Genomic DNA, 26512 nt, shown 5'->3' on the forward strand with positions numbered 1-26512 from the left:
AAAATTTTAGAAGGGGGATTTACCCATGGGAGAAGTTATAAATAATTTTATTCAATCAATGGGTATTGTTAATATAGATTGGCGACAAATAGTTATGATTTTAATCGCCTGTATATTACTATATTTAGCAATAGCAAAAGGATTCGAACCTTTATTACTAGTGCCTATAGCTTTTGGTATGTTGCTTACTAATCTTCCATTAGCAGGGGCTATGAACACACCAATATCATCTATAAGTGATCTTTCATTGACACCTGATTCAATTAATGGAACAATTTCAACCAAAACTCCAGGAGGCTTACTATATTACTTATATCAAGGTTGTAAACTAGGTATATTTCCTCCACTAATATTTTTAGGAGTTGGAGCTATGACTGATTTTGGGCCTATGATATCTAATCCAAAGAGTATATTATTAGGAGCAGCAGCACAATTTGGAATATTTTTTACATTTATTGGGGCATTAGTTTTAGGCTTTACAGGTCTGGAGGCATCATCTATAGGAATCATAGGTGGAGCAGATGGGCCAACAGCGATATTTTTAACTACAAAATTAGCACCACATTTACTAGCACCTATAGCTGTTGCAGCTTATTCATACATGGCACTAGTACCTATTATTCAACCTCCTATAATGAGGGCATTAACTACTAAGGATGAAAGAAGTATAGTTATGGCTCAATCAAAGCCTGTATCTAAAAAAGTAAAAATTATTTTCCCAATAGTAGTAACAATAGTAGTATCATTACTGCTTCCGTCAGCAGCTACACTAATAGGGTTACTTATGTTTGGAAATTTACTTAAAGAATGTACAGTTACAGACAGACTATCAGATACTGCAACTAATGCACTTATGAATATAGTTACAATATTTTTAGGATTATCCGTTGGGGCTTCAGCAGAAGCTGAAATATTTTTAAGTATGCAGACTATAAAAATATTTGCACTTGGAATTGTTGCATTTAGTATAGGAACAGGGACAGGAGTATTATTTGCAAAATTGATGAATAAATTTACAAAAGTAAAAATTAACCCACTTATAGGAGGAGCAGGAGTGTCTGCAGTTCCTATGGCAGCTAGAGTAGCGCATAAAGTTGCACAAGAAGAAAACCCAGGAAACTTTTTACTTATGTACGCTATGGGACCAAATGTTGCTGGAGTAATAGGTTCAGCCGTTGCAGCAGGAATACTTTTAAGTTTATTTGGATAAACAAAAAGGATATGATAAAATCATATCCTTTTTTATTAGAAATTATATTAGATTAATAAGGTAAAAATATATTATTAAATTAAAAAATATTGCTACTGGAACACCGAGCGTAAATTTTATATGTTTTGTTTTATGCCTAAAAAAGTACATTCCAAGATAGGTTCCAAAAGACCCGCCTAAGAACGATAAAGCCATTAAATTAATTTCTGGGATTCTCCATTCTTTTTTTATAGCTCTTTGTTTATCTATGTACATAAGAAAAAAAGTAATCGAAGACATTATTAAAAAATAAATAAATAAATAACTCATAATTAACCTCCTTAAATCTATAAACATTATTATATTATAGTTATATAAAAAATGAAAATGAACTAGAAAATTAATTTTCTAGTTCATTTTCATTTTCAGGGAAATTAGTATTATTGAATATATGGGAATTATTTAATTCTTGAGGATTATTTAAATTGTTACCTAAAATAATATCAACTTTATTTAAAAGATCTTCACCTGTAGCATAGGTAGTATTTTGCCTAATAGATTTATTTGATGTTAATAGAAAAAACATAAATAGCCTCCTAAAAATTTACTTAATAAGAGGATGAACCTATATCAAATTAATTATACAAAAACTTACTAAATCAAAATAAATTCAAGTGTATAAAAGTGCAAAATGTAAGTATAAATTTACAAATACATAAAATAAATGAATATATATAATATTAGTATAAAGTTTTATTAGGGGGGATATATTTGGAAACTGTATCAAAAAAGATGTTAGGAATAGATATAGAAAGATTAGAAAATTGTAAAGGATTAAACACTGCAAAAGAAATAATTCAACAACCATCCATATGGAAAGAAGCTGGAGATAGATTATATAAAAATAAGGATAGCATAAATTTATTTATTGATACATTTTTAAAAAAAGAAAACAGTAGAATTATATTAACTGGGGCAGGAACATCAGCTTTTGCAGGAGAAACTTGCGAGCCTTACTTAAGCAAATTATTATCTAAAAAAGTAGAGGCAATAGCTACTACAGATTTAGTTGCAAGTCCTAAAAATTATTTTATTAAGGATGTTCCAACTTTGCTAATATCATTTGCAAGGTCAGGAAACTCACCAGAAAGTGTTCATGCTGTTAAGTTAGCAAGTCAAATTGTTGATGAACTATATCAAATAGTAATAACTTGCAATGAAAATGGGAAACTAGCAAAAAATACGTCAAAGGATGAAAAAAGTTTATTATTACTTTTACCTCAAAAAACGAATGATTTAGGGTTTGCGATGACTAGTAGTTTTACAACTATGGTTTTAAGTTGTATAGGTGCGTTTAATATTAAAAATATAGAAAAATTTATAAAAGATATTGATAAACTTTCAGAGTCTGTAGAATTATTTATGGAAGAAAATATAGAAAATATAGATAAGTTGGTTAGTGAGGATTTTGATAGAATAATTTACTTAGGGGCATCGACATCAAAAGCAATAGCTAGGGAAAGTGCCTTAAAAGTATTAGAATTAACAGCTGGAATTGTAAATGCAAGTTATGATACTCCACTGGGATTTAGACATGGCCCTAAATCTGTAATAAATGATAATAGTATGACCGTTATATATATTTCAAATGATAATTACACTAAGCTATATGATTTGGATTTGGCTAAAGAAATGTTAGCACATAGAAAAAAAGATAAGGTTGTTTTAGTTGGAAGTGAAATAGAAGAAAAATTAAAAAAAGATGCTGATTATGTATTTGAATTAAAAAATATTAAATATAACTTAGAAAATCAAGCATTACTACCAATACAACAAATTATATTTGGCCAGATGGTATCATTTTTAAAATCAGAAAAATTAGGAATAACACCAGATAATCCATGTCCTACAGGTGAAGTAAATAGGGTAGTTAAAGGAGTTATACTACACGATTTAAATAAATAAAACTATTAAAACAGGGGGATAGAAAATGAGTTTAATATCAACTAAGGAAATATTAGAAAAAGCTCAAAATGAGGGGTATGCTGTTCCAGCATTTAACATACACAATTTAGAAACAATACAGGTTGTACTTAAGGCTGCAAGAGATTTAAAATCACCAGTAATATTAGCTGCAACACCATCAACAGTTAAATATGCAGATGAAAACTATTTATTAGCTATAATGAATAAAGCTACAGAATTAAATGATATACCTATAGCATTTCATCTAGATCATCATGAAAATGCAGATGATATAAAAAGAATAATAAAATTAGGGTGCAAGTCTGTTATGATAGATGCTTCTAAACATGAATTTGATGAAAATGTTAGTATAGTAAAAGATATAGTTAACTTTGCTCACAAATATGGAACTACTGTAGAGGCAGAACTTGGTAAACTAGGCGGAGTAGAAGATAATTTAGAAGTTGATGATAAAGATGCATATTTGACAAATCCAAATGAAGCATTAAAATTTGTTAAATTAACAGGTGTAGATTCATTGGCTGTAGCAATTGGAACAGCTCATGGATTATATAAATGTGAACCAAAACTAGATTTTAAAAGGCTTGAGGAAATAAGAAGATTAGTACATGTACCATTAGTTCTTCATGGAGCATCTGGGGTGTCTTATGGTGCAGTACAAGAGGCTATAAAAAATGGTATATGTAAGGTAAATATAGCTACTGAATTAAAGATACCTTTTTCAAATGCAATAAAGAAATACTTTGAAGAAAATCCTAATGCCTCAGATCCAAGACAATATTTAGTTCCTGCTAAAAATGCTATGTATGATGTAGTAGCTGAAAAAATAAAAATGTGTAAAAGTGAAAATAAAGCATATGATAACAATTATAACATTTAATCCTTCAATAGATAGACTATATAAAATTGATAAATTTGAAGTTGGCTCTGTTCAAAGGGCCAACTTTGTTAATCCTACTGCAGGAGGGAAGGGTTTAAATGTTGCAAAAGTTTTAAATAAACTTGGAGCAGATATAAATTGCATAGGGTTTTTAGGTGGATTTAATGGAGATTATATAAGAAGTCAACTAGAAAAAGCAAGTATTACAAATAATTTCACACAAGTAAAAGAAGAAACTAGAATTTGTTTAAACATAATAGATTCTAATGGGATAAGTACTGAAATATTAGAAAATGGGCCAGTTATAGATAAAGAGGAAATTTTAAATTTTGAGAAGGTCTTAAGTGAATGTTTAGAAAATACAAAAGTTTTAGTTGCATCAGGTAGTTTGGCTAAAGGACTTCCAAAAGATTATTATTTTAAAATAGGTCAAATGTGTAGAGAAAAAAATATAAAGTATATATTAGACACTAGTGGAGAAAGTCTAAAACTAGGGTTAAAATCAAAGCCATATCTTATAAAGCCAAATATAGAAGAACTTAAAGCTATTAGTGGTAAAGAACTTAGTAGTTTAGATGAGATAGTTAATATATCTAAAGAAATCTTACTTAAAGATGTTAAAAATGTATGTGTCTCATTAGGAAAAGATGGAATGATTTTTATAAATGAAAATAATATATATAATATAGAGATACCAAAAGTAAAAGCTTTAAATACTGTAGGAAGTGGAGATTCAAGTATAGCAGGATTTGCATTAGGAATTTCAAAAGGATACAAAATAAAAGATACTTTGAAATTAGCAAATGCATGTGGAATATCAAATGCTATGCACTTATCAACTGGTGATATAAATTTAGATGATGTAAATGAACTTATAGATAAAATAAAAGTCTATGATTATATTTAAATAATAATATAAAAAGTAGAGGTGAACTAAGTTTACCTCTATTTTTTATATATGGATTTTGCATACTCTGTAGGTGAAATTCCAAATTCAGATTTAAATTTTTTAGAAAAATAATGAATTGAAGAAAATGCAAGGTAATCGGCAATTTCACTAAATGTGTATTCTGATTTATTTATAAGGTCTTTACTTTTATTAAGTTTAACTTTATTTATATAATTTTTTACTGTTATTCCTACATTTTTTTTAAATAAAGAATGTAGTGTGGTAGGACTTATATTAAATTCTAAACAAATAGTATCTACGAATATTTTATTGGTAATATTTAAATCTATAAAGTTTAAAATTTTGTTTAATAAATTGTTTTCATAAATTTGTTTCATATTAGTTGTAGGTTTGTTTAAAATCTCATTTTCAATACGCAAAATATTTATAATTAGTTGTTTTAAATAACATATAGATAAGTCATTAGAATATAAGTTTGTATCAGATAATTCTTTAATTAAAAGTTTCATTGAATTATAAGCATTTCTATCTAGGGAAAAAACTTTATTGCAAAGTAAATTACAATTGTCAAAATCCATATTAAAATTTATTGTAATATATGAAGTTGTATTACTAGACTTAGTTGATTGAGTGTGAAATTGATATGGAGCATAGAAAATTAAATCTCCTTGAAAAAGTGTATAAGGTTTTTTATCAATTGTAGTTTCTAAAATGCCTTTATCAACATAAGTAAGCTCCCAGTATGAATGATACTCTCCACTAAACTTATAATTACTTCCTTTTTCTTGATAAAATTTTGTATATATTTCTGATATATTTAAAGAAGGAGACATTGAAGAATATACAAAATCCTCTTTTAACATAACAGAATTAAAATCATCAAATGATTTTGTAATGAAAACTGAAGAAGAATTGGATATAGATATTAAGTTAAAGTATGTATTTTTATCAAGCTTAATAGGTTTATTAATTATAAAGTTAGATATATGTTTTGAGTCTTTTGAAACTAAAATCATGACAACACCTTCTGTAACATAAATCAATGGATTAGTATCATTTGTAAATTTTAAACTATTTATAGATTTATTTTTAAAAGTATATAAGTTTTTTGTGTGATTTTGATAAGATTCATTCTTTAGTGAAATTCCGAAATTATCAAATTGCGGAGATGTAGTTTTTTTGAACATAAAATACCACCTTAAATATTATATATCATATATAAATTGTATATATAGATTTAGATATATGCAATAAAAATAGGATATACAGGGATAATAATTAATTAAGGACATTTTATTTAAAATGGTAGGCAATTAGAATTTTAAATATGGTAATATTAGGGTATAAAATAATAAAAAAAGGGTGAGACGATGAAAGCAGAAATTATAACAGTTGGAACAGAGATATTGTTAGGCGATATAGTAAATACTAATTCTCAGTTTTTAGCAAAAGAACTGGCTAGTTTAGGTATAGATGTTTACTACCAAAGTACTGTTGGAGATAATGAAAGTAGATTAATGGATACCTTAAATGAAAGTTTAGATAGAAGTGATATAATAATAACAACAGGAGGCTTGGGGCCTACAAATGATGATATAACAAAAGAAGTTGCAGCTAAGTGCTTTAATCAAGAGTTAGTTTTTTATAATGATATATGGAAAGATATAAAACAATATTTTGAAAAAATAGGTGTAGAGCCTACAGAGAATAATAAAAAGCAGGCATATTTTCCTAAAGATTGCATTATTTTAAATAACTCTAATGGAACAGCTCCAGGTGCTATTTTAAAAAAAGAAAATAAAATGATAATAGTGTTACCAGGACCTCCAAAGGAAATGATTCCAATGTTTAATAATGAATTAAAAAAACATTTAGAAAATCTAACGGATTATAAATTAATATCCAGAACATTAAGATTTTTTGGAATAGGTGAATCAGAACTAGAGGATAAGTTAAGTGATATTATTAATAATCAAACGAATCCAACTATAGCACCTTATGCAAAAGAGGGAGAAGTAACGTTAAGAATTACAGCAAAATCTTATACAAAAGATGATGCAGATAATTTAATCGATGAAGTTGAAAACAAAATAAAAACATTAGTAGGTAAATACTTATATGGTTATGGAGAAACTACATTAGAAGAAACAGTAGCAAAATTATTAGTAGAGAAAAACTTAACCATTGCAGTAAGTGAATCTTGTACAGGTGGAATGGTATCTTCAATGTTAATAGATTATCCAGGAATATCTCAAGTATTTATGGAAGGCTGTGTTACCTATTCAAATGAAGCTAAGATGAGTAGATTGGGAGTTAAAAAAGAAACTCTAGATAATTTTGGCGCTGTAAGTACTGAGACAGCAATAGAAATGGCTAAAGGAGTAGCTATGAATTTAAAAACAAATGTTGGACTATCAACTACAGGTATTGCAGGTCCTGGAGGAGGAACTACTGAAAAACCTGTTGGTTTAGTTTACATAGGACTTTATATAAATGGTAAAACAAAAGTGAAAAAACTTAATTTAGCTGGAAGTAGAGAAAAAATACGAGTTAAAGCTACCAAAGAAGCTTTAAACTTTTTACGACTAGAACTTTTATAAAGCAAAAGGAGAAGATCAATGATAAAATATATATTTTGTGATTTAGATGGAACTCTATATCATAATGGAATATCAAAAGAGGATTCTAAGGCCATTGAAGATATAGAAAAAGAGGGCATTAAATTTAATATAGCAACAGGTCGTATATTTGTACAAGCTGTTAAAATGATTGAAAATGATATTGATATGAATGGATATTATATCTGTGAAAATGGATCTTATATATATGATAGTAATAAAAATTTAGTTTTTAGAGGAACCATAGATGATAATATAGTAAAAAAAGTTATTGCTGAGTATGATTCAGATGATGCAACTATGTATTTTAAATATGATGGAAAAGTAGTTCTTTTAAAAGAAAATAAATTTTTTACTACATATTCAAATGACTATGTAGTAGATGAAAATTTTTCACAAAAAGATAGTTATAATGATTTAGTAGGTAATATTGGTATAGTTTCTCAAAATATAGATGAACTGTATAGATTAGAATCATTTTTTATAGAGGAATTTAACGATGTTTTAGATATATATTTCTCTTCAGAACATACTCTTAATTTAGTTCCTAAAGGAGTATCCAAACATGAAGGAATAAAAAAAGTATGTGAAATATTAGGTGCAAATTTAGATGAGATAGCTACTATAGGGGATTCTCCTAATGATATTAGTATGTTAAACACTACTAAATATAGTTTTGCAATGGAAAGTTCTAGAAAAGAAGTATTAGATGCTGCAAACTATACAGCTAAGTCTGTAAGTGATGCTATTTCAAAAATAAAATATATAAATAAAGATTTTTAATATAGGAGGATATTATGAAAAGGTTATTAGTTTTATTAGCTGAAGGATTTGAAGAAGTTGAAGCTCTTACTATCGTTGATGTTTTGAGAAGAGCTAATGTAGGATGTGATATGTGTTCACTAGATAAAGAATATGTAAAAGGCACTCACAATATAGAAATAAAAGTAGATGTAAATATAAAAGAAATAAAAGCAACTGATTATGATGGAGTCGCATTACCAGGAGGCTTACCAGGGGCTTATAATTTAAGAGACAGTGAAGATGTAGCTAATTTAGTAAAAGAATTTAATGAAAATAATAAAATTGTTGCAGCTATTTGTGCAGCTCCAGAAGCTTTAGAAAGTTTTGGATTATTAGAAAATAAAAGATGCACGTCTTATCCTGGATTTGTTCAAAATAAAGAAAAGGTAAATTATATAGAAAATAAAGTGGTTGTAGAAGATGGAAATATAATAACTAGTAGAGGACCTGCAACAGCAATTGAATTTGCTTTAACAATACTTAAAAAATTAGGATATGAAAAAGAATATGAAGATATAAGAGAAGGAATGTTAGTTAATTTTTATAATGAATTTAAATAAGAAACAAAGTAGGAAAATCCTACTTTGTTTCTTTATGTATATGCTTTTGAATAAGTCTATTAGCTCTTGATTGAGATATATTTAATACTTTTGCTAGCTTATAAGAACTTGGATGTTTCTGATATGATTTACAAATTATGTTTTTTTCATAATTATTCATTAAAACATCTAGTGAGTGATTATACTCATCTGTAAATAGTGTTATGTGACTAAGAACTGATTTTGGTAAATTAGAAATTTCTATAACATCTGTGTTAGATGTAACTAAAATATTTTGAATTATATTTTCAAGTTCTCTAATATTACCAGGGTAATCATAATCTAAAAGCGCATTAATAACTTGTGTAGATAATGTTTTTTTTACATTAAATGACTCTGAGTACTTTTTAAAAAAGTGAAAAATTAGTTCTAGTAAATCTTCTTTACGTTCTCTAAGTGGAGGTATTTTTAACTCCACAACATTTATTCTATAATATAAATCTTCTCTAAATTTTTTTTCATTTACAGAATTTAATAAATCAATATTAGTTGCAGATATAAGTCTTATATCAACTTTTTTATTTTTAACACCGCCTACAGAAGTAAAAGTCTTTTCTTGAATTAACTGTAAAAATTTAGATTGAAGTTCAGGAGGAATATCTCCTATTTCATCTAAAAATAAAGTACCACCATCTGCAAGTTCAACAAGGCCGATTTTTCCTTTACTATTAGCTCCTGTAAATGCTCCAGACTCATATCCGAATAATTCTGATTCAAGTAAATTAGGAGAAATGGTAGAACAATTTATAGTTATAAAGGGCTTATGAGCTCTAGGACTATTTAAATGTATATGCTTAGCCAATGTAGATTTACCACAACCAGATTCACCTAGCAATAAAACGTTAACATTTGCTTTGGACACATTTTCTGAAATTTCTAAAAGTAATTTCATACTAGAACCTTTTATTGTAGTATCATTATAAACTAATGACTGAGATTTATTTAAAGAGTCTATTTTATTTTCGTATTCTTTTATTTTTTCTTTTGTATGTTCAAGTTTATTTTTTATATTATTCAACTCACTTATATCTCTAGAATTTTCCACTACAAATTCTATGTTCCCTAAATCATCAAAAACTGGGGTAGCAGTTATAATTAATGTTTTGCCAGTTATAGTTTTTTGTTCCATAGATATTTTTTTCTTATGCTTTAATACATTTGGAACTGGGCTTTGGTTTGAATAACCTTCTTCATTTAAAAACATAACTGTTTTTCCTAGCATATCATTTCTGTTAATACCGTAATTAGATTCAAATGCTTTGTTACAATAAATCATATAACCATCTTTATCACAAACAAAAATTTCATCATGAGAAGCTTCTAATATTTTTTCGAAAAAATTGTTATTGTATTTCACTTGTAAATCCCCCTAAAATTACTCTAATAAATAAACCTATTTCATTATAGTACACACATAAGTCAAAATCAACTTGATTAAAATAGTATTTTTTACAAATTTATAGTCAATAAGTTAATTTAGACTTGTACAAATATAAGTAATAAGTCAAAAACAACTTAAAAGGAATTTTAATGCTATAGAGATATTGATATTTCAATATATTTATTAAAAATTTGCTTTGGCATGAAATTTGCTTAATAAGAACAGTATCAATTAAAGAGAAGGGGGTTAGAATATGGATCAAAAAATTAAAGGATATTTATTTGTAGTAACAGCTGGAGTTTTATGGGCTACCCTAGGACTTTTTGTTAATTCATTATTAGGAGCAGGATTAACACCAGAGCAGGTTGCATTTCTAAGATTGTTTTTAGGATTTTTGATATTATTTATTTATAGTTTTATAAAAATGCCTAATGCTCTAAAAATAAGCAAGAAAGGATTAGGATATTGCATATTAGTTGGGATAATAAGTCAAGCAGGATTTAATGTATTTTATTTTAATTCAATAAATACTATAGGAGTTTCTGCTTCAGCAGTACTTTTATATACTTCTCCTTTATTTTTGACTATTTTATCTATGGTAATATTTAAAGAAAAATTAAATAAAATTAAAGTAACATCATTGATTGTATGTTTTATGGGATCTATATTAGCAGTAACAGGAGGTAGTTTAGATTTAGGACAACTAAGCATGGGTGGTATTTTATTAGGTGTAATGTCTGCAATAACTTATGCATGTATGTCTATAATAAGTAAAGGAGCACTTAAAGAGTGTGAAGGAATAACTTTATTAATATATGGATTTTTAGTTGGAGCTATACTTATGATACCATTGGCTAATCCAGTTCAGTTAGTTGGTTACACAAAACATATAAATATACTATTTATAATGATTGGCTTAGGAATAGTGCCAGCAGCTGCTGCATATATATTTTATCTAAATGGAATTTCAACAGGTATAGATTTGTCTATAGCAGGAATTTTAGCATCTACAGAGTTAATAGTTTCTGTAATTATAGGATGGACTTTACTAGGTGAAGATTTTTCAATAGTTAAATCAATAGGAGTCTTATTTATGATAATATCAGCTTTTATAGCTATTAAAAAACCTAAAGAACACAAAGTAAAATATAACACAAAAGAACATGAGTTAAAAACTGCTCATTAAAATAATGCTTAATAGGATAATCCTATTAAGCATTATTTTTTTTATTGTATTTAATTCCTTGATATGAATTTCTTTTTTTCATAGTGTCATCAATAGCATTTAAAACTTCCCATTTTTTTAAACTCCACATAGGACCTACCATTTCATCTCTTTTACCATCACCTGTAAGTCTATGAACTACCATTTCAGGAGGTAAAATTTCTAATTGATCACAAACTAGATTTACATACTCATCTTTTTCCATTAGCGTAAACATTTCTTTTTCAAGCATTTTTTCCATAGGAGTATTTTTTAAAACATGAAGTAGATGGATTTTTATACCATGCACGCCAAGTTCAGAAACGGCTTTTGCTGTTTCCATCATCATATTATAATCTTCTCCAGGAAGACCATTGATTATATGAACTACAGTTTTTATATTATGTTTTTTTAATTTTTCAACACCCTCTAAAAATGTATCATAATCATGACCTCTATTTATAACTTTAGATGTTTTATCATGAATAGTTTGAAGGCCTAACTCAACCCATAAATTAGTTTTTTTATTAAGCTTTGCTAAATATTCTACAACATCATCAGGAAGACAGTCCGGTCTTGTAGATATAGAAAGTCCTATTACATCTTCCAAGTTTAATATAGTTTCATATTTTTCCTTTAAGATATTAACCGGAGCATGAGTATTAGTAAATGCTTGAAAATATCCTATATATTTTGCACTATGCCATTTTTTATGCATCATTTGTTTTATATCTTCAAATTGCTTTATTAAATTATCATTTGGATTACCTGCAAAGTCTCCAGAACCTTCTTTACTACAATAAGTACAACCGCCATATGTTATTGTTCCATCTATGTTAGGACAAGAAAAACCTGCATTTATAGACACCTTAAAAACTTTTTCACCAAAATTGCTTCTAAGGTAATAATTCCAAGTATGATACCTTTTGTTATCAAAGGCATATTTAAAATCTGTCAAATTAATCACCTTTTCTATTCGTATTAAATTTATTATACAATATTATCATAAAAGTTAATTATGTACAAATTTGAAATTATAAAAATAGTGCCCTTTAAGGCACTATTTTTATAATTTCTTTAATTTATTTCCAGTAGATACTAATTGGAATCCTATTAAAACTAATATTAAAGCTAAAAATGTAGCAATAAATCCAGATAAAAATAAAGGAGATACTATTAATATAATTCCACAAATTAGTAAGAATCCGTTAAAAGCATTAAATTTTATATATACATTTTTTCTGCTTTTTATAAATATCATAACTTGATTTACTAAAAGGTATGCACCTAGTATAGAAGAGAAAAATCCTTGAATTTGTTGTGGAAATACGAAAAATAGTATAGCTACAACTATAAGTATAATTTCTCTACGAGTATAAGGTTTTATATTTTCTTTTGACTCATATCTTTTAAGCTCATTTATAACTTTTAAATTTAAGTATGCTAAAAATAAAGCAATAGCACCTAATCCAAATGACAATAATTTGATACCAAAATTTTCAAATAATAAAGTTATAGTTCCAACTACCAGTAGTAGTATTCCTAGCATAATAAAATTATTTGCATTTTTCTTTTGATTAAAATTATTAAAGTTAAAATTAATATTCATTTTTTACCACCTCTTTAATTATTAAAGAGATTATAACAAAAAAATAAAAAGTATAAAATAGTTTATTAAAATTTTATATAAATTTGTAATCTAAAGACAAGTTGTTTCATAGAATTTTATTATGTAAAGGAGTGGATAACTTGGAAAAAATTATAGCGATATTATTTGCGGTACTAGCAGGTATATCTACTACATTAGAAACATTTGTAAATGGGGAATTGGGAGAACAAACAACACCAATGATAGCCACATTTTTAAGTTTAGTAGTAGGGTCAATATTTTTCTTAATAATTATGTTTATAACTGGAGATATTAAAGCATTTTTTACACTAGATAAAATTACACCAAAGTTTTTATTAGGTGGAATATTTGGAGGGTGTATTATATTTTTTACAGTTAAAGCCGTAGCTCATTTGGGATTATCAAAAACATTAACTATTATAGTAATATCTCAAATAATTTTAGGATTTGCAATTGATATTTTTATATTAAATACTCAAGAAATACATCTATATAAGTTTATTGGAATTTTCATGTTAATTTCAGGAACTTTTTTTATTTTAAGTTAATATACATATATGCTAAAATTATATTAAAAATATAAAATTAAGCGAGGTTTGATTAATGGATAATGGATTTATTATGTCATTTAGTGGAGGAAAGGATAGTACATTAGCGTTATATAGAATGATAAAAAAAGGATATAAACCAGTTGCACTTTTAACAACATTAAAAAAAAACAAAGGTAAATCGTGGACTCATGGAATAACTAATAGTTTACTAGAAAAGGTTAGTAAGAGCTTGCAAATTCCAATTTTGAAAGTAGAGTGTGACATAGATGAGTACGAAACTGAATTTGAAAAAGCTTTAATAGAAGGCAAGAAAATGGGAGCTCAAATTTGTGTATTTGGAGATATTGATATAGAAGAACATAAACAATGGGATATTTTAAGATGTGAAAATACAGGTTTAAAAGCAAAATTTCCACTATGGCAAGAAGATAGAGGAAAATTAGTTTATGAATTTATAGATAGTGGGTTTACTACTATTATAAAAACAATAAATTTAAAATATTTAGACGAAAAATATTTAGGAAAAGTTTTAGATAGATCAGTTGTTAAAGAAATAGAACTCTCTGGTGCAGATATATGTGGAGAAAATGGAGAATATCATACTTTTGTAATTAATGGACCTTTATTTAGCCAGCCTATAGAATTTGAAAATAAAGGTAAAGTTTTAGAAAATGGGTATGCCCATCTAGATATTTTATAATAATTTAGCTACTTTAAATTTAAAGTAGCTTTTTTATGTTATGAAAAAATATATATGGGAACTATGTAAAACACTTACCATTATACAAAACTATATATATGACAATAATAAATTTAACAAAAAAATAAACTTAAGAAAGGTGACATAAAATGAAATCATCCAAAGTAATTAAGTTTTTTATTTTTTTTGTAATAAATATTTTAATAATAGTATTTCCAGATTATTGTTATTCAATTCAAAAATATAAAAATATACCTAATGAAGTTATTATAGGTGGAGAACTTATAAATCTTGAATTAAAAACCAATAATGTAATGCTATTTGATATGAATAATAAATCAAAGTTAAAAAATTATGATTTAATATTAAGTGCTAGTGGAAATGTAGTTAATAGAGTATTTAATAAAAATAATATAGGCATAAAATCAAAAAAAGATTTAACATCTATATTAATATCAATGAAAGAAAATGAAAAAGTAAATTTAGATATATTAAGAGATGAAACTTTAAATAAAGTTGAAGTGACTAAAAACGAGATAAAATTTGATAACTTAATAGATAAAATACCTTACACTGCTACTTTGACTTATTTAAATCCTGTAAATAATGAATTTAAAGCAGTAGCTCATAATATAGAGTTTGACTATAATAATGAAGCTTTAAGTAAAAAAGGATGTATTTATAATGCGAATGTAAAAACTATAACCAAATCTAGTAAAAAGTCTGTAGGAAATATAGTTGGAAAAAGCATAGATAATTTGCAAGGTAATATAGAAAGTATAAATAAATTTGGAGTAAGTGGACGGTTAAATAAAAACATGCTAAATAAAAAGAAGTATAAGGTGGCAAATGAAAGTGAAGTTAATATAGGCAAAGCATATATAGTCATGAAACATAATAAAGATGAAGAAGCAAAACTATATAAAATTAATATAACAAAAATAAATAAAAATTTTGATGAGAATTTAATAAATTTTGAATTCGAAATAAAAGATAAAAATTTATTAAATACTTATGGAGGAATAGTGCAAGGTATGAGTGGATCACCTATAATTCAAAACAATAAAATAATAGGTGCTCTATCTCATGTAATAACTACTGATACCTCAAAAGGAGTTGGAGTTTATATAAAAATAATGATGAAGTAATATCCTTCATCATTATTTTTTATCAAATTCAATCCATATAGGAGCAGTAACAGAGACTTTATTATTATTTTGATATACCTTAACGTAATAAAATGAATTTTTTAATTCAATAAGCTTAAATTCTAACTTAGATAAATTAGAATTAAAATCTTGAGAAGCAATTACTTTACCGTTGTTTGATACAACCTCAATTTTTTTAATTTTGTCTTTTACATCTTTATCTATTACACTTACATTAAAATATAAATTAGATGTATTTTTAATTGTAGAACCCATAATTACATCATTTATAGTAAAATCTATTTTAATATTAGAATCTTGTGTTGCATAAACTCTCATATTTTTTAAAGAGTCGTAAAAACTATTTTCATTTAAATCTGTACACAAAACAACTGTTCTAAATTCATTTGCACTACCCCAATCTGTTCTATGATTATCTTGATTTGCTGAGGGAGCTAAATGCCAACCAATATCTAAAGCTTTCTGATAGTCATCAAAAGACAATTTATTTTTACTAATTTCTTTATTATATCCATTACAAACTTCTATTAATGAAATTATATTATCTGCATTTTTATTATATTCAAAATTATTAAATCTACCAAAAATATCGCAAGGATGATTAAATTGAGCTATTAATTTATCTTCTTTTGATATTAATTCATAAAAATCTTTTAAATTAGAATATCTAATGTCATTTGAAGAAACAAAACCATCAGAATTAAATACATTTATATGACCAATTGGATTAGGTACATCTTTATATGGGTAAGACATCTCAAAACCTCTCAAAGCTAAAAAACTTCCATCAGAGTTATATTGTTTTGATACACGTATTAAATTTTCCCATTTTTTACTTTTAGATCCATCCTTTAAATTACAACTTAAATCATTATCAAACATATTTGAGTGTTCTGTTATTGCAAAAAAATCTAACTTTGATTTTAGTTTTGTTTTATAATAGGCATCTTCATAGGTACCATGACCATCACTATTTAATGTATGAGAGTGAAGTAGTCCATAGTAGTGATTATAACTTGGTGATCCTACAGTAAAATACCATTCTAAGTTTGTTTTATTATTATTTGTGTCTTTAACTTGTAATTTGACAATTTGACTACCTCTTTTTAGTTTGAATTTTGGTTTGTATGTTATAATATCTTCACTTATAGAGCAATCACTAGTTACATCTTTATAATTTAAAAATAGTTTAACTGAACTCTTATTAATTCTTACATTATCGGAAAAAGATGCTTTTATAATAGGTCTAGATACTATATACTGTTCTGCATTACAAGGAGAAATAATATTCACTTTTGGAGGTATAGTATCATTGGAATTTAGTGAATTAATATCAAAATATGAAAAACTAAATAAAGTAATTACTAATATTATAATTTTTGTAAATGTCATAAAAATCCATCCTTTACAAACTGTGTTTAATTATTATATTTATCAAATAAATTTATAAAATGCGTGTAAAAAAAATACAAAAATACAAAACTTATCAATAAATAAAGTATATAAAAGTTAAAAATAAACAAAATAATAATGAGTTTTAATTTAATATTAACTAAATAAGAAGGTGAAAAATTGGATATTGCAATTAGTTTAATTGGAGGATTAGGTTTGTTTTTATACGGAATGAACTTAATGGGAAATGGGCTTCAAAAGTCTGCAGGCGAGAAGTTAAAAAATATCATAGGCTTACTAACTAGTAATATATTTATGGGGGTATTAGTGGGAACATTGGTAACAGGGGTTATACAAAGCAGTAGTGCAACTACTGTTATGGTTGTAGGGTTTGTTAATGCTGGTATTATGACCTTAAATCAAGCTATTGGGGTTATAATGGGAGCTAATATAGGGACTACCGTAACAGCTCAGTTAGTATCGTTTAACTTAGAGGAACTTGCACCTATTGCACTGGGAATAGGAATAATTTTATTTTTATTTTCTAAAAAGCCAAAAATAAAAAATATAGCTGAAATATTAATTGGATTTGGAATATTATTTACTGGAATGGAATTTATGAAAGATGCAGTAAAGCCATTAGCAGAGTATCAAGGATTTAGAGATGCTCTTATATATTTTGGAAAACATCAAATTTTAGGAATATTAGCGGGATTTGCAATTACTGGAATAGTTCAAAGTTCAAGTGCTTCAATGGGAATGTTAATAGCACTTTCAACGCAAGGTCTTTTGCCTATAACCTCAGCACTGCCTATACTATATGGAGATAATATAGGTACATGTGTAACATCTTTAATATCTAGTATAGGTGCAAATATAAATGCAAAAAGAGCAGCTGTTATGCACTTAACTTTTAATATAATAGGAACATTATTATTTATGATTATATTAAATAAACCTATTGTGGCTTTAGTAAATAGGTTAGATCCTAATGATGTTGCTAGACAGATTGCAAATGCTCATACTTTATTTAATGTTATAAATGTTATAATTTTAATTCCTTTTGCTAAAGTGATAGTTAATATAGCTATGAAAATTGTTCCTGAAAATGAAAGTGAAATAGATGAAAAAGAAACTAAGTATCTAGATGAAAGAATATTAGAAACACCAACTATAGCTGTAGGAAATGTTAAAAATGAAATAATAAGAATGGGTAACAAGTCAAAACTAAGCTTAGAAAGTTCGATTGAATCTTTTATGAGTCAAGATATGAATAAAGTTAATAAAACTATGGAATTAGAACATATTATAAACAATCTTCAAAAATCAATATTAAATTATTTATTAAAGCTTTCAAAACGGCCTTTAGATGACAATGAAAGAGAGATTATAGATCTAATGTTTAATACAGTAAATGATATTGAAAGAATAGGTGATCATGCCGAAAATATAGCAGAACTTTCAAAAGAATATATAGATGATAAATTAAGTTTATCTAGTCAGGGGAAAGAAGAAATTAAAGATATGTATAAAAAGGTTTTAGAAGGAATGGATTTATCACTTAAATCATTAGAAAAAAATGATAAGAATATAGCTAGAAATGTTTTAAAAATTGAAGAAGAAGTTAATGCCATGAACAAATCTTTTAGAGCTAATCATATGATTAGACTAAATCAAAATAATTGTGATATAGATGCAGGTATAATTTATTTAGATTTTTTAAGCAATTTAGAACGAATTTCAGATCATGCAGTTAATATAGCTCAAAGTGTTTTATAATAAAAAAGAAATAAGTTTTAGCTTATTTCTTTTTTTATTTGTAAGTGTACATACATTAAATTAATAGTATTGATAATATAATTTATAAAGGATAAATATAGCTTAGGAGGGCAAGGATGTTAATCGATGCTATTGCAGTTAAAACAAAAAAAAGTGATGTAAGAAAAATCGAAAGAGATAAGGTACCCTTAATGAGCAAAGTAGTTCAATTAAATCCTAGGATAAAAAATTCAACACTACAGTATATAGAGTATAAAGTTGTAAGATATAATATATCATTAAAATTTAAAGGAAAAAGCTTATTTAAACAGGATATATGTAATAATGAGGTTATAATGTTAGTTAATACTTATACAGGGTTTTCTGAGTCTATAACTAAACTACCTCAAACTTCAAGAATAAATATATCAAAAAAAATTATAAAAAAATCCTGTATAAATGAATGTGAAATGCTTGAGATTATGAAGGATGAAATTTTAAGACTCTTTAGAAAAAATATAATTAATAAAAAAGGGCATATACACGATATAAAAGTTATAGATATTAAGAGTATATATAAACCTTATTGGATAGGTACATACAATGGAAAATCAGTAGTATTAGAAGCTTAAAAAAGCAGATATAAAATTATATCTGCTTTTATTTATTATCTAATATTTGAGTTTTAGATTTATCGCTAGTTTTTTTATTTGTAAGATAATCTAAACTTTTTAGTGTATAACCTTCTTTTTTCCAATGAGTAATTACCTCATCTAAAATTTCTGTATTTGTAGTAGAATTAGGATGTAATAATACTATAGCACCAGGGTGTGTCCTAGAAAAAATCTTTTCTTTTGCTTCTTCATGTGATGGTTGTTTATCCTCATACCAATCTACATATGCAAAACTCCAAAATATAGTATTGTATCCTAAATCTTGAGTATATTTTAGGCTAAGCTCACTGAATTTACCCATAGGAGGTCTAAAAAATTTTGGCATATCTTTACCGGTAATTTCTTTATAAGATTCTTCAACTGAATTTATTTCTTCTTTAAATTTTTCAAAGTCAGTTATACTAGCCATTGAAGGATGCCTCTTTGAATGGTTACAAACTAGATGACCTTCATCCACCATTCTTTTTACCATATCTGGATTGGTTTTTAAATAATGATCAACAACGAAGAAAGCTGCTGGAACCTTGTGTTTTTTTAGAGTATCTAATAGCTTTTCTGTATTACCACTTTCATAACCTGCATCAAAGGTTAGATATATTACCTTCTCCTTTGGATCTCCAACATAATATGCACCGTACTTATTAAAAAAAGATGCTTCTTTTATTGGAGTAGGTTGTTTACCATCATTTCTAGGATTAAAATACCAATTGTATTCTTTAGTTTGAGAATTAGGATTAAAAATTTGAGTTTTTAATTTATTGAAAATTCCAAATTCTCCACTAATTAAAAATCCAGCTAGTACAAAAATTGTGATAATAAAAAAAGAATTTTTTATATTTGTATTATTATTCATATAATCACCTCTATAATAAGCATTTAAATATATTTTTTACAGTTTTTATAAATATAACCTAAGAAAATATAGGATATAAAAGTTTATTTAAAGGAAGAATATATATGAATAAAACATTGAAAGGAGACAAACATGAAAAAGCTCATATTAATTTTTTTTATTGTTATTATAATTTTGAATATAAATATATATGGCTTTTGTAATGATGAAAATATTAATAATAAGTTAAATAAGTTTATTAATAATGAAATTGATTCAAAATATATATTATCTTATTTAGATTGTAATTATTCAAATATTGAAAATAGAAAGATGAAAAAAATAATATTAAACAAATTTATATTATATAATGAAAAATGTATAAACGATTATCAAAAAAGTTTTGATGATGTATATATAAATAATGTTAAAAATCTTCAAACTAAACAAAATTTAAAATCAGAATTAAATATGTTAAATAATAAAATTAAATACAATGAAATACAAATTCATAAGTTTAAATTTATAGATAATAAACCAGAATTATTAAATAAAGTTAAACAATTGTATTTAAGTGGATATAAAATAATTATAAAAGACAATAAATTTAAGTTGAAAGTTAATTATAAACTTTTAAATAATACTTAATAAAATAAAGAACTCATATTTATATGAGTTCTTTATTTTATTAAATCTGATAAAAACATTTCAAACATTACACCATCATTTCTATCCGTTTCAAATTGCGATGTATATAAAACTGTTTTATGAATAAAGCTACTAGCTTTAATAATACTATATTTTAACGATTCACCATTAAGCAATAAGCCTGTAAGTATAGAGGTAAATATATCTCCTGTTCCGCTATAAGATATATTATTAAACTCAGCAGAGGTAAAGTAAAACTCATCTAAATCTTTATCAAATGCTAGGTTATGAATTTTATCATCTATAATTATACCTGTTATGATTACCTTTGATGGACCTAGAGTTGAAACATCTCTTGCTAGAGATAAAAGCTCTTCTTTTTTTAGATTTGTATTAGTATAGTCTTTATCTGTTAAAATAAGTGCTTCAGTTAAGTTTGGTGTAACTATATTAGCATTTTTAACTAAATTTTTAATTTTTGTACACATTTCATTGTTAAAAACAGGATATAAACTACCATCATCACCCATAACCGGATCAATGACAACTAATGTACTTTTATTTTTTTTTATAAAGTCAGATACTATATCTATTTGTTCAATTGATCCTAAAAAACCACTATATATACAGTCAAATTCTATATTTAATTCATTCCAATTGTCTTTATAATCATTCATCAGATTAGTTAAATCAAAAAACGAATAATTAGGATAGCCTGTTTGAGCAGATAATATAGCTGTTGGAAAAGGACAGCATTGAATTTTCAAAGCTGATAAAATAGGAATAGCAACTGTCAAAGAACATCTGCCAATTCCTGATAAGTCATGAATAGCAGCCACTTTTTTTATCATATTAAAAACTCCTTTAAAATTAATTATAATTATATATTACTATGAAAAAAAACAAATTAATATATTAATAAGTAAAAAAACAAATTGTATTAGTACAATTTTAGATAAAGACTTGTAAATAAAATTTAATATATATGGATAAAATAAATGTAAAAGCAAAAAAGGAGAAACAATATGAGCTACATATTACTTATAATTGGATTTATAATACTTATTAAATCAGCAGACTTTTTTGTAAACGGGGCATCTTCTATTGCTAAAGCATTAAGAATACCAACCATAATTATAGGTCTTACAATAGTTGCGTTTGGAACCAGTGCTCCTGAAGCAGCAGTTAGTGTTACAGCTGCTTTAAAAGGAAACAATGATATTGCAATAGCTAATGTAGTTGGATCTAATATTTTTAACCTGCTGGCTGTTATAGGTATTGCATCAATGATAAAGCCTGTTAAGGTTCAAAAAACTACTATTTTAAAAGAATTTCCATTTATACTTTTATCATCATTAGTTTTATTAATATTATCTCATGATACTAAATTTCAAGGATATAGTAACAATGAATTAACAAAATCAGATGGACTTATGTTATTGGCTCTATTTTCTATATTTATGTACTACTTACTAGAGATGGCTATAACATCAAAAGAAGATATGCAAGTAGAACAAGGAAGTAAAAAAGCATCTATTCCAAAGAGCTTAATGATTAGTTTATTAGGTATAATAGGAATTATATTTGGAGGACAAGTTGTAGTAGATAGTGCAAGTAATATAGCATTATCAATAGGAATGAGTGAAAATCTAGTAGGACTTACTATCGTATCTATTGGAACTTCTTTACCAGAGTTAGTAACTAGTGTAGTTGCAGCAAAAAAAGGAGAAAGCGATATAGCTATGGGAAATGTTGTAGGGTCTAATATCTTTAATATTTTATTTGTACTTGGAATATCGGCATTTATAAATCCAATATCAGTACATCCTATAGTATTTGTAGATATGTTCATTATGTTTATAATTTCTATAATTGCATATATATTTGCAACTACAAAGAGAGAAGTTAATAAATTTGAAGGCCTTTTAATGGTATTGATTTATATTTCTTACATGGTATTTATAATAATTAGACAATAGTATATAGTAAAAACCTATATATATATTTAAAGTTATAGGTTTTTACTATTGTACATAAAAAGGGCCCCTATGTTAAAATTGCATTGTAAATCATTATAATTATTGGGGGAGACAATATGATATCATTACCAGAAAAGTTTGAAGAATTCAGTGAAGCTAGAAGAAATGGATTTATAAAAGCTAAAGAATTAAAAGAGAGTGGTAAAAAATTAGTAGGGGTATTTTGTGCATTTACGCCAGTTGAGATTCCAATGGCAGCTAAAGCTGTTACGGTAGGTGTTTGTGGAGTTAGTGAAGAGCCAATTCCAGAAGCTGAAAAAATATTACCGAGAAATCTTTGTCCACTTATAAAATCAAGTTTTGGACATGCTATAACAGATACATGTCCATATTTTTATTTTTCAGATTTGCTAATAGGAGAAACAACATGCGATGGAAAGAAAAAAATGTACGAAGAGCTAGAGAAAATTAAAGACCTACATTTAATGCAACTTCCAAATAGTAAAAATGGAAAATATGCTTATGAGCTTTGGAAAAATGAAATTATTGAACTGAAAAATGATATAGAAAAAAGATTTAATGTAGAAATAACAGAAGAAGATTTAAAAGAAGCAATTAGAGATAAAAATGAAGAGAGAAAGTTATTAAAAGAATTTTACGAATTAGGAAAATTAGTACCACCACCAATGAATGGTTTTGAAATGCATCAAGTTTTATATAATTCTGGATTTAAATTTGATAGAGATGAATTAAAAGATAGTATAAGAGATATGATTAAATCTATAAAAGAAAAATATGAAAATGGAGAGAGACCAGTAAGTGAAGATAAACCAAGAATTTTAATTACAGGATGTCCAATTGGTGGGGTAAGTGAAAAAATCGTAAAAACATTAGAAGAAAGTGGAGCTGTTGTAGTTGCTTATGAGCTTTGTGGAGGTATTAGATCAAATGATGAACTTGTAGATGAAAACAATCCAGACCCAATTGACGCTATAGCTAAAAAATACATAAATATAGCTTGCTCATGTATGTCTAATAATGATGGAAGAATCGAACTTTTAGATAGATTAATAGATGAGTATAAAGTAGATGGAGTAATTGATGTTATTTTACAAGCTTGTCATACGTTTAATGTGGAAAGTTACAGAATTAAGAAATTTGTAAATGATGTTAAACATAAACCTTATATGGCTATTGAAACAGATTATTCAAAATCTGATACAGAACAATTAAGAACTAGATTCGAGGCATTTATAGAAATGATAGATTAATTAGGGGGATTTTATGTATAGTATAGGTATAGACTCTGGATCAGTTGCAACTAAAGGTGTATTATTTGATGGAGAGAATATAGTAAAAAAAATAATAATACCAACAGGATGGAGTCCTAAAATTGCTTCAAAGGAAGTTTATGAGAATTTAATCACAGGTATAGATAAAGAAAATGTAAAAAAAATTGTTGGGACTGGATATGGAAGAGTTAGTATGGATTTTGTTGATAAAAAAGTAACTGAAATAACATGCCATGCAAAGGGTGTCCATTTTTTAAATAGGAATGTAAGAACTATAATAGATATAGGTGGGCAGGATAGTAAAGTTATAAATCTGGATAATGAAGGAAATGTATCTAATTTTATAATGAATGATAAATGTGCAGCAGGTACAGGAAGATTTTTACAAGTAACTTCTAACTTACTAGGTACAGATGTTGACAGCATAGATAATTTGGCAAATGGAGCAAAGCCACAGGTAATATCAAGTATGTGTACTGTTTTTGCAGAATCAGAGATTATAAGTTTATTAGCAAAAGATATATCAAAAGAATCTATAGCAGCTGGTATTTTACAATCAATTGCAAATAGGTCTGAATCAATGTTATCTAGAATAGATATAGTAGATAAAGTTGCTTTTACAGGTGGAGTTGCAAAAAGTAAAATACTTGTAAAAATGTTAGAAGAAAATTTAAAAAAAGATATATATATATATGATGATACGCAAATAATAGGAGCTTTAGGGGCTGCAATTGTAGGATATAAAAAATAAAGGATGGCTTAGCCACCCTTTATTTTTTATGCAATAGATTCTTCTGTTTTAACTGGTTTTTCATCTGATAATTTAGTGATGCCAAATCCTGTAGCAGCTAGTGTTAAAGAAACTAAAGGACATAATAGATTGAAAAATGCAAATGGTAAAAATGCAAATGAATTTATAGCAAGTGTAGCACTCATATAAGCTCCACATGTATTCCAAGGTATAAGTGGAGATGTAATAGTTGCACTATCTTCTAATGCTCTAGATAGATTTTCAGGACAAAGTCCTTGTTTTTTGAAAGCTTCTCTATACATACTTCCTGGCATTACTATTGCTAAGTATTGATCTGCAACAGCTAGATTGGTTCCTATACAAGTAAATATTGTAGCAGCTACTAAACCAAAAGTTCCTTTTGCAAATTTAAGAATAGCATTGGCTAGAGCTTCTAGCATACCTGTTTTTTCAAGAATACCACCTGTAGCTAGTGCACATAACATAAGCGAAACTGTTCCTAGCATACTGTTTAGACCACCTCTAGTTAATAGTTCATCAACAAAAGCCATTCCACTGTGAGATGTATATCCAACCTGAGCAACTTCTAAAACTTCTTTAAATGAAGCTCCTTGGAAAAATACTGCAACAAACCCACCTAGTAATGTACCTATTATAAGACCTGGAATAGCTGGTACTTTAAGTATTACCATTAAGATAACTGCAGCAGGTATAAGTAGTAAAAATGGAGATAATGTATTATAACTAGCAGCTAGAGCTTGTTGTATTTGAGTTATTTGACTGTTATCTATAGTTTGACCTGCATATTTAAATCCTATAAATCCGTATATAATTAAAGCTATTAAATATGCTGGTATTGTTGAATAAAGCATATGTTTTATATGAGTAAATAAATTAGTTCCAGCCATAGCAGGAGCTAAGTTTGTTGTATCAGAAAGTGGAGACATTTTATCACCAAAATAGGCACCTGATATTATTGCACCAGCTATTATTTCCTTAGGAATGCCAAGAGCACTACCTATACCTAAAAGGGCTATACCTATAGTACCGGCTGTAGTCCAAGAAGAACCAGTAGAAATTGATACTATTGAACATATTAGTGTTGTAGCAACTAGGAAAATTCCAGGTGATAATATATTTAGTCCCCAATAAATCATGCTAGGAACAACACCAGATATTATCCATGTTCCAATAAGCATACCAACTATCAATAAAATTATAATAGCCTGCATCGTTGAACTTATAGTAGATAAAATTCCTTCCTCTAATTCTTTCCATGTAAAACCTAATTTAAAAACTGCTATAAATCCTGTAAATATACCACCTAGTGCAAGGGGGATATGAGCAGATACTCCCAATTTTGTTAGTGAAATACATAATATGAAAATCAGAAATCCTATACATAAAATAGAATCTCCCAGTGAAGCTTGTTTTTTTTCTCTTTTTACCATAATAACCTCCAATAATTTATAAGAATATAACAATGAATGGAGTATGAGTAATAAAAAAAGTCTAGAAGGTATAGAGATACTTCTAGACTTGAAATTACAAATTAATATAATAAC

Annotated in this window: 27 protein-coding genes; 17 read left to right on the forward strand and 10 right to left on the reverse strand. The window is 26.6% G+C overall.

Features of this window, described 5'->3' with window-relative positions:
- Positions 1-25: 25 nt before the first annotated feature.
- Positions 26-1210, forward strand: a complete 1185-nt coding sequence (locus ATCC9714_RS05925; RefSeq protein WP_057544727.1) for a sodium ion-translocating decarboxylase subunit beta — start codon at positions 26-28, stop codon at positions 1208-1210.
- 42 nt (positions 1211-1252) lie between these two features.
- Here ATCC9714_RS05925 and ATCC9714_RS05930 read toward each other — a convergent pair whose 3' ends face one another.
- Entirely contained in the window at positions 1253-1519 is a 267-nt protein-coding gene (locus ATCC9714_RS05930; RefSeq protein ID WP_021123914.1) for a DUF1294 domain-containing protein, read from the reverse strand.
- 70 nt (positions 1520-1589) lie between these two features.
- Complete coding sequence (locus tag ATCC9714_RS05935; RefSeq protein ID WP_021123915.1) at positions 1590-1775, reverse strand: hypothetical protein; 186 nt, start codon at positions 1773-1775, stop codon at positions 1590-1592.
- Between the two features lie 185 nt (positions 1776-1960).
- On the opposite strand from ATCC9714_RS05935, the gene ATCC9714_RS05940 reads away from it, so the two are divergent.
- Genes ATCC9714_RS05940 through pfkB form a run of 3 tightly spaced genes read left to right on the forward strand, consistent with a single transcriptional unit; the run spans position 1961 to position 4962 of the window.
- Positions 1961-3154, forward strand: coding sequence for an SIS domain-containing protein (locus tag ATCC9714_RS05940; protein WP_206541460.1), 1194 nt, complete (start codon positions 1961-1963; stop codon positions 3152-3154).
- Between the two features lie 25 nt (positions 3155-3179).
- Positions 3180-4055, forward strand: coding sequence for a tagatose-bisphosphate aldolase subunit GatY (gene gatY, locus ATCC9714_RS05945; RefSeq protein ID WP_057544728.1), 876 nt, complete (start codon positions 3180-3182; stop codon positions 4053-4055).
- A complete protein-coding gene (pfkB, locus tag ATCC9714_RS05950; RefSeq protein ID WP_057544729.1) occupies positions 4033-4962 on the forward strand; it encodes a 1-phosphofructokinase in 930 nt (309 codons plus the stop codon). The genes gatY and pfkB overlap by 23 nt, the downstream gene beginning before the upstream one ends.
- Before the next feature lie 38 nt (positions 4963-5000).
- Here the strand turns inward: pfkB and ATCC9714_RS05955 are convergent, their stop codons facing one another.
- Entirely contained in the window at positions 5001-6152 is a 1152-nt protein-coding gene (locus tag ATCC9714_RS05955) for an AraC family transcriptional regulator (RefSeq protein ID WP_057544730.1), read from the reverse strand.
- A gap of 183 nt (positions 6153-6335) precedes the next feature.
- Here ATCC9714_RS05955 and ATCC9714_RS05960 point away from each other — a divergent pair, with 183 nt between their 5' ends.
- Genes ATCC9714_RS05960 through ATCC9714_RS05970 form a run of 3 tightly spaced genes read left to right on the forward strand, consistent with a single transcriptional unit; the run spans position 6336 to position 8947 of the window.
- On the forward strand, positions 6336-7565 hold the full coding sequence (locus ATCC9714_RS05960; protein ID WP_057544731.1) for a competence/damage-inducible protein A: 1230 nt from the start codon (positions 6336-6338) through the stop codon (positions 7563-7565).
- An 18-nt stretch (positions 7566-7583) separates the two neighbouring features.
- A complete protein-coding gene (locus ATCC9714_RS05965; RefSeq protein WP_057544732.1) occupies positions 7584-8366 on the forward strand; it encodes a Cof-type HAD-IIB family hydrolase in 783 nt (260 codons plus the stop codon).
- Positions 8367-8380: 14 nt separating this feature from the next.
- Positions 8381-8947 carry a DJ-1 family glyoxalase III gene (locus ATCC9714_RS05970; RefSeq protein WP_021123928.1) on the forward strand — a complete coding sequence of 189 codons (567 nt, stop codon included), beginning with the start codon at positions 8381-8383 and terminating at the stop codon, positions 8945-8947.
- 19 nt (positions 8948-8966) lie between these two features.
- Here the strand turns inward: ATCC9714_RS05970 and ATCC9714_RS05975 are convergent, their stop codons facing one another.
- Entirely contained in the window at positions 8967-10343 is a 1377-nt protein-coding gene (locus ATCC9714_RS05975; RefSeq protein WP_057544733.1) for a sigma-54 interaction domain-containing protein, read from the reverse strand.
- 277 nt (positions 10344-10620) lie between these two features.
- On the opposite strand from ATCC9714_RS05975, the gene ATCC9714_RS05980 reads away from it, so the two are divergent.
- Positions 10621-11553 carry a DMT family transporter gene (locus tag ATCC9714_RS05980; protein WP_021128362.1) on the forward strand — a complete coding sequence of 311 codons (933 nt, stop codon included), beginning with the start codon at positions 10621-10623 and terminating at the stop codon, positions 11551-11553.
- A 25-nt stretch (positions 11554-11578) separates the two neighbouring features.
- Here ATCC9714_RS05980 and ATCC9714_RS05985 read toward each other — a convergent pair whose 3' ends face one another.
- Together ATCC9714_RS05985 and ATCC9714_RS05990 are read right to left on the reverse strand one after the other, a co-directional pair.
- The gene (locus ATCC9714_RS05985; protein WP_021128361.1) at positions 11579-12529 is read right to left on the reverse strand and encodes a TIGR01212 family radical SAM protein; all 951 of its coding nucleotides are present in this window, start codon (positions 12527-12529) and stop codon (positions 11579-11581) included.
- 108 nt (positions 12530-12637) lie between these two features.
- Positions 12638-13180, reverse strand: coding sequence for a DUF308 domain-containing protein (locus tag ATCC9714_RS05990; RefSeq protein ID WP_021123936.1), 543 nt, complete (start codon positions 13178-13180; stop codon positions 12638-12640).
- A 131-nt stretch (positions 13181-13311) separates the two neighbouring features.
- On the opposite strand from ATCC9714_RS05990, the gene ATCC9714_RS05995 reads away from it, so the two are divergent.
- The 3 genes from ATCC9714_RS05995 (at position 13312) to ATCC9714_RS06005 (ending at position 15600) form a co-directional block, all read left to right on the forward strand.
- Entirely contained in the window at positions 13312-13749 is a 438-nt protein-coding gene (locus ATCC9714_RS05995; RefSeq protein WP_244465161.1) for a DMT family transporter, read from the forward strand.
- A gap of 55 nt (positions 13750-13804) precedes the next feature.
- Positions 13805-14452, forward strand: a complete 648-nt coding sequence (locus ATCC9714_RS06000; RefSeq protein WP_054630309.1) for a Dph6-related ATP pyrophosphatase — start codon at positions 13805-13807, stop codon at positions 14450-14452.
- 149 nt (positions 14453-14601) lie between these two features.
- Entirely contained in the window at positions 14602-15600 is a 999-nt protein-coding gene (locus ATCC9714_RS06005) for a SpoIVB peptidase S55 domain-containing protein (protein WP_057544735.1), read from the forward strand.
- Between the two features lie 12 nt (positions 15601-15612).
- Here ATCC9714_RS06005 and ATCC9714_RS06010 read toward each other — a convergent pair whose 3' ends face one another.
- Complete coding sequence (locus tag ATCC9714_RS06010; RefSeq protein ID WP_057544736.1) at positions 15613-17013, reverse strand: CehA/McbA family metallohydrolase; 1401 nt, start codon at positions 17011-17013, stop codon at positions 15613-15615.
- Positions 17014-17193: 180 nt separating this feature from the next.
- Between ATCC9714_RS06010 and ATCC9714_RS06015 the strand changes: the two genes are divergently transcribed.
- Both ATCC9714_RS06015 and ATCC9714_RS06020 read left to right on the forward strand, forming a co-directional pair.
- Positions 17194-18792: a Na/Pi cotransporter family protein gene (locus tag ATCC9714_RS06015; RefSeq protein ID WP_057544737.1), complete on the forward strand. Its 1599-nt coding sequence runs from the start codon at positions 17194-17196 to the stop codon at positions 18790-18792.
- Between the two features lie 116 nt (positions 18793-18908).
- Positions 18909-19403 (forward strand): hypothetical protein, encoded by a 495-nt coding sequence (locus ATCC9714_RS06020; protein ID WP_054630312.1) that lies wholly within the window; start codon positions 18909-18911, stop codon positions 19401-19403.
- 28 nt (positions 19404-19431) lie between these two features.
- On the opposite strand, the gene pdaA is transcribed toward ATCC9714_RS06020, so the two are convergent.
- A complete protein-coding gene (pdaA, locus tag ATCC9714_RS06025; RefSeq protein WP_057544738.1) occupies positions 19432-20298 on the reverse strand; it encodes a delta-lactam-biosynthetic de-N-acetylase in 867 nt (288 codons plus the stop codon).
- A gap of 132 nt (positions 20299-20430) precedes the next feature.
- On the opposite strand from pdaA, the gene ATCC9714_RS06030 reads away from it, so the two are divergent.
- Positions 20431-20925, forward strand: a complete 495-nt coding sequence (locus ATCC9714_RS06030) for a hypothetical protein (protein WP_057544739.1) — start codon at positions 20431-20433, stop codon at positions 20923-20925.
- A gap of 32 nt (positions 20926-20957) precedes the next feature.
- Here the strand turns inward: ATCC9714_RS06030 and ATCC9714_RS06035 are convergent, their stop codons facing one another.
- Positions 20958-21776 carry a pyridoxamine kinase gene (locus ATCC9714_RS06035; RefSeq protein WP_057544740.1) on the reverse strand — a complete coding sequence of 273 codons (819 nt, stop codon included), beginning with the start codon at positions 21774-21776 and terminating at the stop codon, positions 20958-20960.
- A 174-nt stretch (positions 21777-21950) separates the two neighbouring features.
- Between ATCC9714_RS06035 and ATCC9714_RS06040 the strand changes: the two genes are divergently transcribed.
- From ATCC9714_RS06040 to ATCC9714_RS06050, 3 genes are all read left to right on the forward strand, one after another.
- Positions 21951-22904, forward strand: coding sequence for a calcium/sodium antiporter (locus tag ATCC9714_RS06040; protein WP_021128351.1), 954 nt, complete (start codon positions 21951-21953; stop codon positions 22902-22904).
- A gap of 116 nt (positions 22905-23020) precedes the next feature.
- Positions 23021-24175, forward strand: coding sequence for a double-cubane-cluster-containing anaerobic reductase (locus tag ATCC9714_RS06045; RefSeq protein ID WP_057544741.1), 1155 nt, complete (start codon positions 23021-23023; stop codon positions 24173-24175).
- 13 nt (positions 24176-24188) lie between these two features.
- Positions 24189-24947: an acyl-CoA dehydratase activase gene (locus tag ATCC9714_RS06050; RefSeq protein ID WP_057544742.1), complete on the forward strand. Its 759-nt coding sequence runs from the start codon at positions 24189-24191 to the stop codon at positions 24945-24947.
- A gap of 26 nt (positions 24948-24973) precedes the next feature.
- Here ATCC9714_RS06050 and nhaC read toward each other — a convergent pair whose 3' ends face one another.
- Positions 24974-26398, reverse strand: coding sequence for a Na+/H+ antiporter NhaC (gene nhaC / locus ATCC9714_RS06055; protein ID WP_057544743.1), 1425 nt, complete (start codon positions 26396-26398; stop codon positions 24974-24976).
- Positions 26399-26512 lie beyond the last annotated feature (114 nt).

The sequence above is a fragment of the Paraclostridium sordellii genome, assembly GCF_000953675.1.
Lineage (GTDB): Bacteria > Bacillota > Clostridia > Peptostreptococcales > Peptostreptococcaceae > Paraclostridium > Paraclostridium sordellii.